This is a genomic window from Helicobacter monodelphidis (genome assembly GCF_003288845.1).
Taxonomy (GTDB): Bacteria; Campylobacterota; Campylobacteria; order Campylobacterales; family Helicobacteraceae; genus NHYN01.
This window is the reverse complement of record NZ_NHYN01000027.1, coordinates 1-13,858: the sequence shown is the minus strand read 5'-3', so window position 1 is coordinate 13,858 and position 13,858 is coordinate 1. Positions and strand designations below refer to the sequence as shown.

Sequence of the window (13,858 nt, the reverse complement as noted above, 5' to 3'; positions counted from 1 at the left end):
AACGTAATGAATCGGCAATCGCCATACCTGAAGCATCATCTGCTGCCTTATTAATTCTAAGACCAGAACTAAGTCTCTCAAGAGAACCAACAATTGCTGACTGTGTAAAAGAACCTTGCGCATGCGAATTCAACGCATGAATGTTTGTGTTAATGTTAAAAGCCATAATTAACTCCTTTTAAGTAAATATAGGATATCCATCTCCTACTATTTACTATATCGGAGGGCAAAAAAAAAAGTTTAGAATTTTTTTGAGAAAAATGCAAGATTTACCCTAAACTCTATCAAAACACCAAAACAATGATGTTGTAACCTATAAAATTATTCGGCTTTACTTATCCGCATTGTCGTACTCATCATAATAGAGACCCAAATGTTGGTATCAATACAAGAAACTATACTTCAGAGAGCAAAAAGAGATAAATCTAGGGTAGGAATTACCCAAAGTTACGCTTGTGGAGAATACCTAGCGGTGTATCAAAATATGGTAGCATACTTGATACTAGCTATCTATCGATAAAATAAGAAGCCCGGCCACTAAAAGTGGCTGGGTAATTCACAAAAATAAATGCTTACAACAACTAAAAATAGCTACCTTAAATTTCTCTCCCAATAAAGAGGGTGTTAATAATGTGCGAAACATTCCTGCTAAACGAATATATTCTTTACTACGAGGATTTAAGCCTTGAGTTATTTTTTCAAAAACTTGTGCGATTCCAAAATCCATCAACGCCGTGTTTTGTCGACAAAAATAATCCTTCCTTCCTCCATAATGCAAAAAATCCTGCTCTAATAATTCAAAACAAACATCATAGGTTATATCACTGCAACCAAAGTAGGAATTCAAATTCTCTAAAAAATCATTCAAATTAAATACTTGATGATTGCGATAAAGGCGCAAGGAAAAGTCCCCACGTGCATAAAATTCACCATAATCACATACTAAAAATATCCAATCTGATTGTTGTGTTAATAGTTCTTGCAAAAATGGGCGGTAATTTAAACAGATCTCACCTTTTTGTATTCCCGCCTTTTGTGCCTTCTCAAGCACATTCAAAGCATATTGATTCAAGGCTGAATCTGTTATTTCATGAGGCTTTAAAAATTGAATACAAGAATCCTGCACAACCCCTATTGCTCCATCTAAAACAAGATCGCAAGGAAAGGCATCAAATAACTCATTTGCAATAAATAATGGGGATTCAAAACATTGAGCAGCAGAAAGAATATGAATTTCTGGAAACTCTAAAGAATACTGCTCCCAAGCTTGATAGCGATTCTTGAAATATTCCTCTTGAATGTAATGTATCTCTTCTAAAGGTTCAATGACAAAAAATTTCATTTTTAAAGCAATATCTCTTTCATAAAAAACAAGATATTCCACAATATCGGCGATTAATGCACCTTGTTCCGCACCAATCTCAACAATAGAATGCGGGACTTGATTTTTTTTGAACAATTCAGCGATAAAAAATCCTAATGTATAGCCAAACAACTCGCCACTTGACACCGAAGTATAAAAATCTCTATCTTTACCCACCCTCAAAGAACGATAATAACCATTTTGTCCATAAAGCCACTCTTGCATCAATGATGAAAATACTTGCATATTATTAGCTCCGTTCTTCAAGATTCTTATAAAGATCTAAAAAAAGAATCTGTTCCTCATAATCGAGAATCTGCAATTCCAGCGACCGAATCTCTTTTGAATTTTCCATAACTTTTACATCATAATTTGTTAAATCTCCTACACGCATACGTCCTAAACTATCAGTTAGCAAGGATTCATAGAGATTTAAATCCTCCTTAGCAATTTGCCGTTTTTGCTCAATAAGATTTTTATCTTGGACCTGTTTTGTCCATAAACTGCGTTGTTCCCGCTTAATTTGTGAAATATTTAAAGCTGATTTGAGTTGCTCAATCTTAGCCGCTTGAATTTTGTCATAAATACCTACATCAAATAAGGGTAAAGAAAAGGTAAGTGTGAAAGTCGTGTAACTATTTGCCATTTCAAATGCTGGATTCATATTCATCACATCGCCTAAATCTTTATTGTATCGTGCATTCAATGAAATTTGGGGGAGGAATTGAGAAATACTTTCATAATATTGAACACCTTTTTGTTGATAATCTGCCTGTGCAACTGCCACTTGCAAATTCTGATTTAAAAATTCATCTTCTTTTAACCACTGAAAAGTGGGTAATCGTGCATTGCGATAATCTAAATCACTTACCTTATGCAACTCAAAGCGATAGCTATTAAAGTTATTTTGCAACACAATGGCTTGTTTTTTAGCTTGATTGCGGTCTAAAATTGCATTATTTAAGGTGCTACTATCAATAAATCCAGCATTGAACTGCTCTTGCTTTTGCAAAACATCAATCCCTGCATTCTCAATCAATAAATGTTGTTGTTGAACTTCTAATTCAAGTTTTTTAAGATTAAATAACAAACGCATCGCATCAATAATCTTACTTCTCTCTTGTAAAATAATATTTTTTTCATTATAAGCTTCATTTAAGTTTGCATAATAAATACTACTGAAAATCCCCCCACTCTTAAAAATAGGTTGTGTAATACCAATATAATAACCTCTACTTTTTAGGGCAGGTGAATAAGCATAGTTATATGAATCTTGAAACCCAACTTCCAAAGGAGAGATATTCTTCAGCCTTAAAATAGAACTTTGTGCTTTATTTGCCTGCCTCTCCAGATAGAAAGCTTCCTTCTGAATGCGAGACAAATAATAATCTGCCTCCTTCTGTGCTAAGAGAGGCAAACAAAATAAGGTAAGATAAAAAACCAATCTCATCATAAATTAAAGACTAGAACACGCTAAAGAAAAGCGCCTAAAACCCTCATTCAACTCTTGCTGACTCAAAACTAAGGGTGGTGTAAAGCGAATCACATCACTTCCAGAACGCAAAACTAAAACTCCCTGCTTAAAGCATTCTTGAAGAATACTTTGCTGATAGCTTGGATTTGTTAACTTCAAACCACGCATTAACCCAACCCCTACTGCCTCCATAAATAAATGGGGAAATTTATGGACAAGAGATTGCAATTCTTTATCAAATAAAAAGATTCGGTTACTCAAGCGTCCAGATTTTCTCTCCCTGCATAAAATTTCAAGCGTTTTTAATCCTGCTCTTGTAGAGAGGGGATTACCACCAAAAGTGCTTCCATGTTCACCATAAGCAAAAATATCTTTCAATGTTGTTATCACTGCACCTATCGGTACACCGCCAGCGAGTCCCTTCGCTAGAGTAACAACATCAGGCTTAATGCCATAAAGTTGTGAAGCAAGGAATTCTCCGGAACGAAAAACACCCGTTTGAATCTCATCAATCATCAAAAGAATGTGTTGTTCCTTTAGCCATTTTGCAAGGGAAGCAATTTCCTCAATTTGATGGCTTCTGATTCCGCCTTCACCAAGAATCAATTCCAACAAAACTGCACAACATTCTTGATTTTCATTCACGATTCTTCTAATATCAGCCAAATTCTTTGCATACAAAAAACCATCAGGATAAGGACCAAAATATTGGTGCATCTTCATTTGCCCAGTTGCCTTAAGGGTGGAGATTGTCCGTCCATGAAAAGAATTTTCAAGTGTAATGATTTTATATGCCCCGTTTTTTCGAATCTCTCCATATTTTCTTGCAATTTTTAAAGCACATTCATTCGCTTCCGCCCCTGAATTACAAAAAAACATTTTTCCATCAAGCTCACTTAAGGTAATGATTTCTTTAGCTAATTCGGCTTGATTATGAATATAATAAAGATTACTTATTTGAATCATTTTCTTTGCTTGTTCGCTAATTGCCTCCGCCAATTCTTCATTGCCATGTCCCACGCTACAAACAGCAATTCCGGCACAAAAATCAATATAATCCTTCCCTTGAATATCAAATAAAGTCGCCCCCTTACCATACTCAAAATGTACATAATTTCTATTGTATGTGCTTAAAATATACTGCTCATCAAGTTGTCTTTCTTTATCATTCATTTTTTACTCCTTAATTTCAATTCTAACAAGTTTTGAAAAAAAGTCAACACCTTTTAGTTTGACTTCTACGCGATATTCAGAAATATGATCTTGGTCTGCAACGCGATAAATTTTTTCAATTTCTCCTTCCCTATCTTTCAGAGGAATACCATCAATCAATAGTGTACCTTTCTTAATTTTTTCTATTTCCTCTTGTGTGAGAAAAAAAATAATTTTCGCTTGACTAATATCCATCACATCTGCTAACGCACTCCCCGCTGCCACAAAATCCCCTTCCGTGACATAAAGTTTATAAAAATACAAACCTTGAATGCGTAAATTTTTCTTAGAAATCGTATCTTTTCTTTCAGCAATTTGCTTTTGTAATGTATAAAACTGCTCCATCGATTGCAACAGATTCACTTCTGCATTTAAAGCATTCAACTCCTCCGTATCCTTTTGGATTTTTGATTTTGTCTGCAAAGATGCAATGTCTTCAGCAATTTTTTGGCGAATTTGTAAACTTTTTTGCAAAGCAGTTATTCTGCTTTCAAGCCTTTTTAAACTCTGTTCATCAGACTCTAAAAGTTGCTTATCTAAAAAATCATCAAGATGGACAATAGGTTCATTGTCTTCGACTACTTTACCTAATAATTGTTGTCTTGTTTTTAGTACTTTTCCACTCACTGCTGCCTTCAATGAATAAGTTTCGTAAGGTTCAATCCGTGCAAAAATAACACGATTAGCATAAAGCAAATGACTACAAAAACAACATAAAAGAAAAATTCTAACCCACATAAAGCTCCCTATATAACTGAATTGCAAATCGGTCACTCATACTTGCGATATAATCAGCAACCACACGATGGTGTTGTTTTCCATTCTTAATTTGTTTTTGTAAGCACTCGGGCAATAAACGAATATCACTCAAAAAAGCTTCAAAAAGTTTTGTGATACATTGTTTTCCAAAAAACATTTTCTTTTTTACTTCCGCATGATAATAAAGTTTATCATAAAGAATCTTTTTTAACTTTTTAACCTCTGTAGCCGTCTGCTTGTCAAAACCAATACCAATGTTCTCGCTTGCAGGGTATTTACAACACTGAGGATTCTCACTCTTTTCTTTGAATGCACGACTCATCATAGAATGCTGAATAAAATTTAAAATCAGGTCATTAATCAACATAGAGACAAGTCTTGAATAAAAAATCTCATTTTCTTCATCAATGCCTTCTTTTTGCAATCGATGCAAAATACTTTCAATCAATGCATTCTCACGAATTTGGCTAACTTTTAAATAGCCACACTTCAAACCATCATCAATATCGTGACTAATATAAGCAATTTCATCAGAATAATCCACAATCATTGCTTCTATGCTTGGGTGAAAATCTAGTAAAAAAATTTCATCTAACTTTTTGCTAAAAAATGGCTTATGATAAGGTTCTGAATGCTTTAAAATACCCTCTAGTGTGGCAAAAGTCAAATTCAAACCATCAAAACCTAAATAACGTTTTTCTAATTCTGTAACAACACGAAAAGATTGATAATTGTGTTCAAATCCACTAGAAAACCCTGACTCTCTTAGTCTTAAATCTAACTCATCACCTCCAACATGTCCAAAGGGCGTATGTCCTAAATCATGTGCTAAAGCGATAGCTTCGCACAAAGATTCACTTAAACCAAGTTCTTTTGCAATCGCACGTGCAATCTGACTCACCTCCAAAGAATGAGTTAAACGCGTCCTAAAAAAATCTCCAACACTATTGAGAAAAACCTGTGTTTTGTATTCCAATCTTCGAAAAGAAGAACTATGGATAATGCGATCCCTATCACGCGAATAAGGGTCTCTGAAATCAGAATTGACAGCATAAAATCGTTCAAAAGCGTCCATTTTACTCCTTATTTCAAAGATTCCCCATTTTATCAAATTTTTGATAAGACTTCAGCCATTTTTGCTAGAATTCACTCTTAAGCACTAAACAAGATTATTCCTTTTACAATTAGCTATCACTTAATTACAAGGAACATAATGTCAAACAATACACAAAAACTATGGGGCGGACGATTTGATTTACCAACAAATCAACTAGTTGAGGAATACACCGCCTCCCTACCCATTGAACACAGACTTGCACCCTTTGATATACAAGGTAGCATTATACACTGCCGTATGCTGGCTAAACAAAATATTATCACCCAAGCAGAATCAGAATCAATTATTCAAGGGTTAGAACAGGTTTTAGGGGAAATTCAAAGAGGCGAGTTTGAATTTAATATTAGCGATGAAGATATTCATATGGCAATTGAAAAGCGACTCACACAAATTGTCGGTGCTGTAGGCGGAAAACTACACACCGCACGTAGTCGCAATGACCAGACCACGCTTGATTCAAAATTACATATGAAGGCAGTCATTGAGGAAATTTGGCAACAGATTCTAACCTTGCAGCAAGAAATTGTCTCCCAAGCAAATCGCCATCTTGCCGTAATTATGCCCGGCTATACACATCTACAAATCGGGCAACCCATTTTATTTTCGCATTGGATTATGGCGTATTTTTGGATGCTAAAACGAGATTTTTCGCGTTTTGAGGATTTATACCATCGCTTAAACGAATGTCCATTAGGTGCTGCCGCATTAGCTGGAACAACCTTCAATATTGATAGGGATTTTTGTGCAAAGGAATTAGGCTTTAAACAACCTACCGAAAATAGCATTGATTCTGTAAGCGATCGTGACCATATGGTAGAATTCGTAAATAGTGCGGCTTTATGCTTTATGCACTTAAGTCGTCTTTGTGAAGAAATTATTTTATTTTCAAGTCAAGATTTCAAATTTATAGAACTAAGTGATGATTTTTGTACGGGCTCTAGTATTATGCCCCAAAAGAAGAATCCTGATGTCGCTGAAAAAATGCGGGGAAAAACAGGAAGAATGTATGGGAATGTTATGGCAATGCTGACTTTAATGAAGGGTATTCCGCTTGCTTACAATACAGATATGAGTGAGGATAAAGCTCAAGTTTATGATTCTATGGATACCTTAATGGCAAGCTTGAAAATTCTTACGCCTATGATTGCAAAAATGCAAGTTAATTCTAAAGTAATGCGATTAGCGGCGGCAAATGGATTTTCAAATGCAACAGATATGGCGGATTATTTGAGTCGCAAAAATATTCCCTTTAGACAAGCACATTCGATTGTTGGCGAGGCAGTCAATTATTGCATTAAGCAAGGAAGAATGCTTGAGGAATTAAGCCTTAAAGAATTTCAACAATTCAGCATTCATATCCAAGATGATATTTACAAAGCCATTTCCCTTGAAACTTGTGTCAATGCACGATTATCATACGGAGGCACGGCAACAAAGGCTGTACAAGAACAAATCAAGAATGCAGAAAAATGGATAAAGGCTCAACAGGAGAATACTAATTAATTTTTTATAAATATTGTTCTAGTTTACCAATGGCTATTTAAAACATTTTATGCTAGAATTCATCACTAGCTTTTCAAATAAGGATTCAAAATATGACAAGAAGACTCCTTTGGGCGAGCCCATTTAGCCTACACGATACAAGCTCTGGAGCAGCGTTGCAAGCTAAAACTATGCTTGAATGCTTTGCGAAAGAAGGAATTGAAGTTGTTGTGTTAGGAAGTTTTGTCTTTGATTCTTTTCGCGGAACAAGCACATTTCCCAACCTTGAGGAAGAACTAAAAAAACGTGGCACTCAACCCATTGTTATGCAAGATGAAGAAAAAAAAATTGTCTATCATTATCTCCCTTGTAATAGTCGTGCAATGGCGTTATTCACCCATGATGAAGCGTGGAGATTATTTGGCTACTTCAGCGGATTGTGCAATCGTTTTCGTCCAGATATTGTGATGGGCTATGGCGTTGGCACTCTTGGGGTTGCTATGCAAGCAGAAAGCAAAAGACGAGGTATTCCGTTCGTTTACACGCTTTTTAATGGTAATCACCCAAACTACCACTTTTGGGATTGTGATTTAATTCTCACGGATTCACAAGCAACTGCAAATCTTTATGCATTGCGTGACCGCTTAAATGTCCAAGCAGGTGGAATTTTTATTGAACCTGAAAAATATCTTGTAAAAAAAAGAAACCCACAATACATTACCCTTGTAAACCCTCATCCCACAAAGGGGGTTAGTATCTTTGCCAAACTTGCTTTAGTTGCACAAAAAGAATTTCCAGATGAAAAATTCTTAGTGGTAGAATCGCGAGGTTCTTTCAAAGAATCCTTACCGCAACTCCATGAAAGTGACAACAACGATGTTCGTCCTTATCGGCTAGAAATGTTTTCTAATGTCGATGTCGCCAACCATACAAACAATATGAAAGAGGTCTATAAAATCACAAAAGTTCTTGTTGCTCCCTCTTTATGGTATGAATCATGGGGACGCGTGGCGACTGAAGCAGTGATGAATGGGATTCCGTGTCTTGTTTCAACAAGTGGAGGGTTAAGTGAGGCGATGGGGGAGGCAGGAATCGCTATCCAAGCTCCACAAAGTTGTCAAATAGATCATTTACGCATTCCAACAGATGAAGAGATTATCCCATGGGTAGATGCATTAAGAAAAATTCTAGGTAAAGATTATACCAAAGAATGCGAGGCGGCGGCTAAACAGCATAGCCTAGAAAAAAGTACACAACGGACATTGGAGATTTTAGAACCCCTTTTCATAAGAAAAGCGAGCTATAATCCAAAAATCATCAATAGTGGTATTTTGAATATGAAAGCCGATGGTTCGTGGTGTTGAAAGGATTGAATATTGCAATTTAGTGAAGAAGAAGAAAAAAAATTGGAAGCACTTTGTGCTCAAGCATTTGATTTTGCAAGGAATGATGACAAAGAATCGCTAGAGATTTTGTTAAATGCTGGACTTAAAATTAACCTAAGCAACCATAAAGGGAACACACTTTTAATGCTTGCTGCCTACAACAATAGCCTAAATGTTGCTCGTATGCTACTAGAGAGGGGTGCAGAAGTTGATAAAAAAAATGATAAGGCACAAACTCCACTTGCTGGAGTCTGCTTTAAAGGATTTTATGAAATGGCAGAACTCTTGATTCAGCATGGAGCAAACCCTGATGAAGACAATGGAATGGGGTTGACACCAATGAATTGTGCAATTCTATTTAGACGCAAGGACATTGCTCAACTGCTTTTAAAGCACTCTAAAAAGAAGTTAAATTTTCTACAAAAAATAGGGTTAAACTTTTTAGGTTAACCAGATTATCTTAAACCTACTCCACACCCTATTTAGCTTTGAATTTCTAGCACATTCCTCAAGGAATGTGCATAAGCATTATTCAACCTCAGCGTCAATCACATCATCATCTTTTTTCTTTTGATCTACATCTGGTGAATTTTTCTTATACAAAGCTTCAGCTAACTTATGCGATGCCTCTGTAAGTGCTTTTACTTTTTCTTTAATCTGTTCTGTTGTGGCATTCTCATCTTTCAAGTATACTTCTAAATCGTCAATAGCGGTCTGGATTTTTGTCTTTTCAGAATCATCAAGCTGATCTTTAAGCTCCTCTTGACTCTTTTTTGTTTGATAAATAAGTGTTTCTGCCTCATTGCGTGCCTCAATAAGTGCTTTGCGTTTAGAATCTGCTTCCTTATTCATCTCTGCATCTTTAACCATCTTATCAATTTCAGAATCACTCAATCCGCTTGAACCCGTAATCTTAATTTCTTGAGATTTGCCTGTTGCCTTATCTTTTGCAGAAACAGTCAAAATTCCATTTGCATCAATATCAAAAGTAACTTCAATTTGAGGGATTCCTCTTGGTGCTGCTGGAATACCGCTTAACTCAAAATCACCAAGCGATTTATTATCTCTTGCAAGTTCTCTTTCCCCCTGCAAAACTTTAATACTAACAGCAGGTTGATTATCTTCAGCAGTAGAGAAAGTTTGATTTTTCTTTGCAGGAATAGTTGTTCCACGCTCAATGACTTTTGTCATCACACCACCGAGTGTTTCAATTCCCAAACTTAAAGGTGTTACATCAAGCAAAAGGACATCTTTCACATCACCCTTTAAAACCCCACCTTGAATCGCCGCACCAACAGCTACAACTTCATCGGGGTTGACTGATTTATTTAAATCCTTGCCAATAAATTCTTTTACACGTTCTTGCACCTTAGGAATTCTTGTAGAACCACCCACAAGCACAACTTCAGCAATGTCGCTTTTTGCAAGATGGGCATCATTAATTACAAAATCAATCTTACTAATGGTTTGCTCAATAAGATCATCAATCAAAGATTCAAATTTCGCACGTGTCAATTTCTTAACAAAGTGCTTTGGTCCGGTTGCATCAGCGGTAATAAAAGGGAGGTTAATTTCTGTCTCATTCGCACTGCTTAATTCTTTCTTAGCTGTTTCTGCGGCATCTTTTAGACGCTGCAACGCCATAATATCTTTTTTAAGATCAATGCCACTTTCATCTTGAAATTCCTGTGCAGCCCAATCAATAATTCTATTGTCAAAATCATCTCCACCCAAGAATGCATCTCCACCTGTTGCAAGAACTTCTACAACGCCATCACCTGTTTCTAGCACTGTTACATCAAATGTTCCGCCTCCTAAATCATAAACAACGATTTTTTCAGCATCTTTTTTGTCTAAACCATAAGCAAGAGCAGCTGAAGTAGGTTCATTAATGATTCTTAGCACATTCAAACCAGCAATTGCCCCTGCTTCTTTTGTTGCCTTTCTCTGTGCATCATTAAAATATGCAGGAACGGTAATAACAGCTTCTGTAACAGCCTCACCCAAATAAGCTTCAGCATCTTCTTTTAGTTTAATTAAAATCTTTGCTGAAATTTCTTGAGGTGTATAAATCTTATCTGCAATTTCCACCGCACACGCACCATTACGGTCAACGATAGCGTAAGGAAGACGTTTCTGTGCCTCTTGTGCCTTGTCTTCACTCATCATTAAACCCATAATTCTTTTGATAGAATAGATGGTTTTTTGAGGATTTGTAATTGCTTGTCGCTTCGCTGGATCACCCACTAAAACTTCCCCTTTATCCGTAAAAGCCACAACAGAGGGGGTTGTATTCTTTCCTTCTTTGTTTGCAATAATCTTCCCTTCATTTCCTTCATAAAAAGAAATTGCCGAATTTGTTGTTCCTAAATCAATACCTAATACTTTTGCCATTTTTTACTCCTTAAATTTAATGTTTGCAAACGCTGACTAAAGCAGCACGCAAAACGCGTTCTTTATATTGATACCCTTTTTGTAGAGTTTGTACAATCTCACCTTCTTGGTGTTGTTCGCTTGGTGCTTGCAAAATACACTCATGCAATTGTGGATTAAATTCACCTTCTGCAGGGATTTGCGTAATACCATAACGTTCTAAAGTCTTCAAGAAATTTTCAAGCGTAAAACTTAATCCTTCCTTAAATTTAACTTTTATTTCATCTGTAATTTCACTATCATCGACACTTTTTAAAGCCATCTCTAACGCATCAATTACAGGTAATAAATCTTTTGCAATTTTTTCATACGCATACTCTAAAGATTGTGTTTTTTCTCGTTCTAACCGCTTTTTTGTATTTTCAAAATCGGCATATGTGCGTAAATTAGAATCTTCTAATTCTTTAATACGCGTTTCTAAATTTTGTATAACTTCCTCTGGATTCATAGGTTCTGTTTGAGGTTGTAAACAAACATTTCCCTCGTCTTCCAAAGAATGACCAAACTCTTCAACCAGTGTTTCCTTTGTATTGCTCAATCCTACCTCCTTTATGCTAATGCTTTTTGATAAAACTTCTCATAATTTCGATTAATCGTCCCTATACAAACCAGTCGCACATCTTCATTATTAATTTTTGCATTCTGTACAACTGCTAAACTCAGCTTAGGGACAATATCAAAATAGAGTCCTTCAGCATATTCTTCTAATATTAAACCATTGCTTAGGCTATAAAATAATTCTTCATTTTGTCCTTCTAAAAGCTCTGCAAGTGTATCGATGCCAAAGCTAAAAAAAGGCAACTCATCATTTAAGTGACGCAATTTTAAAGCAAGATGAGAGATTTTTAACTGATGTGTCAATCTTAAAATCTCATACAACTCTAATCCTATACATTCTTCTAAAAAAATTTGCAAAAGCTGTGAAAAACTTAACACAACTTCCCCTCTTGAAAAACGCAAAATTAAGAATCGTTGCTCAAGCGGTATCACTTCTTCTAAAAAATTTGGGCAAAAAAATCGAATCGCACAAAACACCCCTACACCTCTTGCTGCTTTTTTAATGGATTCAAGCCGATTAAAATGCAGACGCGGCAATGGATTAAATTTAGAAAGCCAATATTCTTTTAATGTAGAATCTGTCGGGATTCTACCACTGCTTGAATGTGGCTGACATAAAATTCCTGCTTCCACCAATTCTTTAAAATGGTTGCGAATAGTTGCAGAGGAAACTTTGATATTTAAAGCCAATTTCAGAGTCTCGGAACCAATGGGTTCTTGATGTTCTAGATAAACTTTAATAATTTGGTCTACCAAAATACTTTGCTTAATCGCCATTTTATACCCCTTAGCAATTAGTATCGACATTATAGCATAAAAATTCTAACTTGAAAATCTAGCATTTGATATTTCTAACTGCTTTCATATTATATAATATGAGTCTTTAAAAGTCAAGTTTTATGAATACTAATTAGTCAAAATTAATGACAAATTTCAATAATGATATAAAAAATGCCTATTTATCGGCATTTTAGGCTATACTTGCAAATTCAAATTATAGAGATAGGGAATAATAGAATTGGAGTCAAGCTGAATTTTCAGACAATAAATAGAGTCGAATCAAGTTTTATCTTAAAAAATTTTTAAAAAAATCTTCAATCAAACAACACATTTCCTCTTGATTATCTACACGATTCACTTTATCACGAAATTCACTTGCACCCTCCAACCCCTTAGAGTAATGGTGTAAATTTTTACGATAAATAATGACGCCTCTCTGCCCATAGAATTCAACCATTTTTTCTAAATGCTTCAAGGCAATTTGGTATCTTAGCCCAACTTCTTGCACAAAATCCATGTGCAAGCACTCCTTAATCATTGCAAAAATCCACGGCATTGCTAGGGCTGCACGACCAATCATCAGCCCATCAGCCCCCGTATGTTGCAAAACTTCTTTTGCTTTTTGTGGACAATCAATTTCTCCATTTGCAACAAGCGGTTTATTAAGAATTTTTTTCATCAATGCAATGGAATCATAATCGATACATTCTTTTTTATAGCCATCAATTTTTGTTCGTCCATGCACAACAACAAAATCAACAGGTGCATCATTCAGTGCGTGGGCAATTTCAAGCGGAATTTTTTTATCAAAGCCAATGCGAACCTTCACGCTCGTATAGGGTGTCTTACTGTATTCGCGAATAAGTTTTAACATAGCAACAAGATGAGGAAGGTTTTTTAAAAGCCCACTACCATTTCCATGATGAGAAACCTTTGGTGCTGGACAACCACAATTAAAATCTATAATATCTATATCCTTTTCTAAATTCAGTCGTTCAATAGCTTGAACCATAATTTGTGGAGTACTACCAGAAACTTGAACACTATAAGGACTCTCATTGGGAGCTTTTTGCAACATTTTTTCTGTTCGTTTATTTTTGAACGCTAAAGCATGGGAGCTAATCATTTCACTCACCGTTAAATCTGCTCCAAATTCTTTCACTACACTTCTAAAAGGTAAATCTGTATAACCTGCCAAAGGTGCAAGGATTAAAATATTATTCAAGTTTAATGCCATCATTTTCCTTTTTTCTAATAGGACTTTATTATATGTCTTTATGCTGAATTCTTGCTTT

General features: G+C 35.5%; 13 protein-coding genes. 3 read left to right on the top strand and 10 right to left on the bottom strand.

Annotated features, from left to right (window positions below; genetic code table 11):
* The 6 genes from CCZ01_RS09050 to CCZ01_RS09025 all read right to left on the bottom strand — a co-directional run.
* Positions 1-166 (bottom strand): flagellin N-terminal helical domain-containing protein (locus tag CCZ01_RS09050; protein WP_458692861.1); only part of this gene is annotated, 166 nt, incomplete at its 3' end.
* 390 nt (positions 167-556) lie between these two features.
* Positions 557-1,609, bottom strand: coding sequence for an SAM-dependent methyltransferase (locus CCZ01_RS09045; protein WP_112052894.1), 1,053 nt, complete (start codon positions 1,607-1,609; stop codon positions 557-559).
* A 4-nt stretch (positions 1,610-1,613) separates the two neighbouring features.
* The gene (locus CCZ01_RS09040) at positions 1,614-2,816 is read right to left on the bottom strand and encodes a TolC family protein (protein WP_112052893.1); all 1,203 of its coding nucleotides are present in this window, start codon (positions 2,814-2,816) and stop codon (positions 1,614-1,616) included.
* Positions 2,817-2,819: 3 nt separating this feature from the next.
* Entirely contained in the window at positions 2,820-4,010 is a 1,191-nt protein-coding gene (locus tag CCZ01_RS09035; protein WP_112052892.1) for an aspartate aminotransferase family protein, read from the bottom strand.
* Positions 4,011-4,013: 3 nt separating this feature from the next.
* On the bottom strand, positions 4,014-4,787 hold the full coding sequence (locus tag CCZ01_RS09030) for an HlyD family efflux transporter periplasmic adaptor subunit (protein WP_112052891.1): 774 nt from the start codon (positions 4,785-4,787) through the stop codon (positions 4,014-4,016).
* Positions 4,777-5,883 (bottom strand): deoxyguanosinetriphosphate triphosphohydrolase family protein, encoded by a 1,107-nt coding sequence (locus CCZ01_RS09025; RefSeq protein ID WP_112052890.1) that lies wholly within the window; start codon positions 5,881-5,883, stop codon positions 4,777-4,779. The genes CCZ01_RS09030 and CCZ01_RS09025 overlap by 11 nt, the downstream gene beginning before the upstream one ends.
* A gap of 138 nt (positions 5,884-6,021) precedes the next feature.
* Between CCZ01_RS09025 and argH the strand changes: the two genes are divergently transcribed.
* From argH to CCZ01_RS09010, 3 genes are all read left to right on the top strand, one after another.
* Positions 6,022-7,428, top strand: a complete 1,407-nt coding sequence (gene argH, locus CCZ01_RS09020) for an argininosuccinate lyase (RefSeq protein ID WP_112052889.1) — start codon at positions 6,022-6,024, stop codon at positions 7,426-7,428.
* Positions 7,429-7,520: 92 nt separating this feature from the next.
* On the top strand, positions 7,521-8,771 hold the full coding sequence (locus tag CCZ01_RS09015; RefSeq protein ID WP_112052888.1) for a glycosyltransferase: 1,251 nt from the start codon (positions 7,521-7,523) through the stop codon (positions 8,769-8,771).
* Between the two features lie 9 nt (positions 8,772-8,780).
* Positions 8,781-9,242: an ankyrin repeat domain-containing protein gene (locus CCZ01_RS09010; protein WP_112052887.1), complete on the top strand. Its 462-nt coding sequence runs from the start codon at positions 8,781-8,783 to the stop codon at positions 9,240-9,242.
* Between the two features lie 78 nt (positions 9,243-9,320).
* Here CCZ01_RS09010 and dnaK read toward each other — a convergent pair whose 3' ends face one another.
* From dnaK to CCZ01_RS08990, 4 genes are all read right to left on the bottom strand, one after another.
* Positions 9,321-11,186: a molecular chaperone DnaK gene (gene dnaK, locus CCZ01_RS09005; protein WP_112052886.1), complete on the bottom strand. Its 1,866-nt coding sequence runs from the start codon at positions 11,184-11,186 to the stop codon at positions 9,321-9,323.
* A gap of 16 nt (positions 11,187-11,202) precedes the next feature.
* Positions 11,203-11,763, bottom strand: a complete 561-nt coding sequence (gene grpE, locus CCZ01_RS09000) for a nucleotide exchange factor GrpE (RefSeq protein WP_258437173.1) — start codon at positions 11,761-11,763, stop codon at positions 11,203-11,205.
* An 11-nt stretch (positions 11,764-11,774) separates the two neighbouring features.
* Entirely contained in the window at positions 11,775-12,560 is a 786-nt protein-coding gene (locus tag CCZ01_RS08995) for a hypothetical protein (RefSeq protein ID WP_112052885.1), read from the bottom strand.
* Positions 12,561-12,849: 289 nt separating this feature from the next.
* Positions 12,850-13,803 (bottom strand): tRNA dihydrouridine synthase, encoded by a 954-nt coding sequence (locus CCZ01_RS08990; protein WP_112052895.1) that lies wholly within the window; start codon positions 13,801-13,803, stop codon positions 12,850-12,852.
* Positions 13,804-13,858 lie beyond the last annotated feature (55 nt).

Excerpts from the sequence above, each read along its gene's own strand:
- CCZ01_RS09045 (WP_112052894.1), bottom strand. The coding sequence starts at position 1,609 with ATGCAAGTATTTTCATCATTGATGCAAGAGTGGCTTTATGGACAAAAT.
- CCZ01_RS09040 (WP_112052893.1), bottom strand. The coding sequence starts at position 2,816 with ATGATGAGATTGGTTTTTTATCTTACCTTATTTTGTTTGCCTCTCTTA.
- CCZ01_RS09035 (WP_112052892.1), bottom strand. The coding sequence starts at position 4,010 with ATGAATGATAAAGAAAGACAACTTGATGAGCAGTATATTTTAAGCACA.
- CCZ01_RS09030 (WP_112052891.1), bottom strand. The coding sequence starts at position 4,787 with ATGTGGGTTAGAATTTTTCTTTTATGTTGTTTTTGTAGTCATTTGCTT.
- CCZ01_RS09025 (WP_112052890.1), bottom strand. The coding sequence starts at position 5,883 with ATGGACGCTTTTGAACGATTTTATGCTGTCAATTCTGATTTCAGAGAC.
- argH (WP_112052889.1), top strand. The coding sequence starts at position 6,022 with ATGTCAAACAATACACAAAAACTATGGGGCGGACGATTTGATTTACCA.
- CCZ01_RS09015 (WP_112052888.1), top strand. The coding sequence starts at position 7,521 with ATGACAAGAAGACTCCTTTGGGCGAGCCCATTTAGCCTACACGATACA.
- dnaK (WP_112052886.1), bottom strand. The coding sequence starts at position 11,186 with ATGGCAAAAGTATTAGGTATTGATTTAGGAACAACAAATTCGGCAATT.
- CCZ01_RS08995 (WP_112052885.1), bottom strand. The coding sequence starts at position 12,560 with ATGGCGATTAAGCAAAGTATTTTGGTAGACCAAATTATTAAAGTTTAT.
- CCZ01_RS08990 (WP_112052895.1), bottom strand. The coding sequence starts at position 13,803 with ATGATGGCATTAAACTTGAATAATATTTTAATCCTTGCACCTTTGGCA.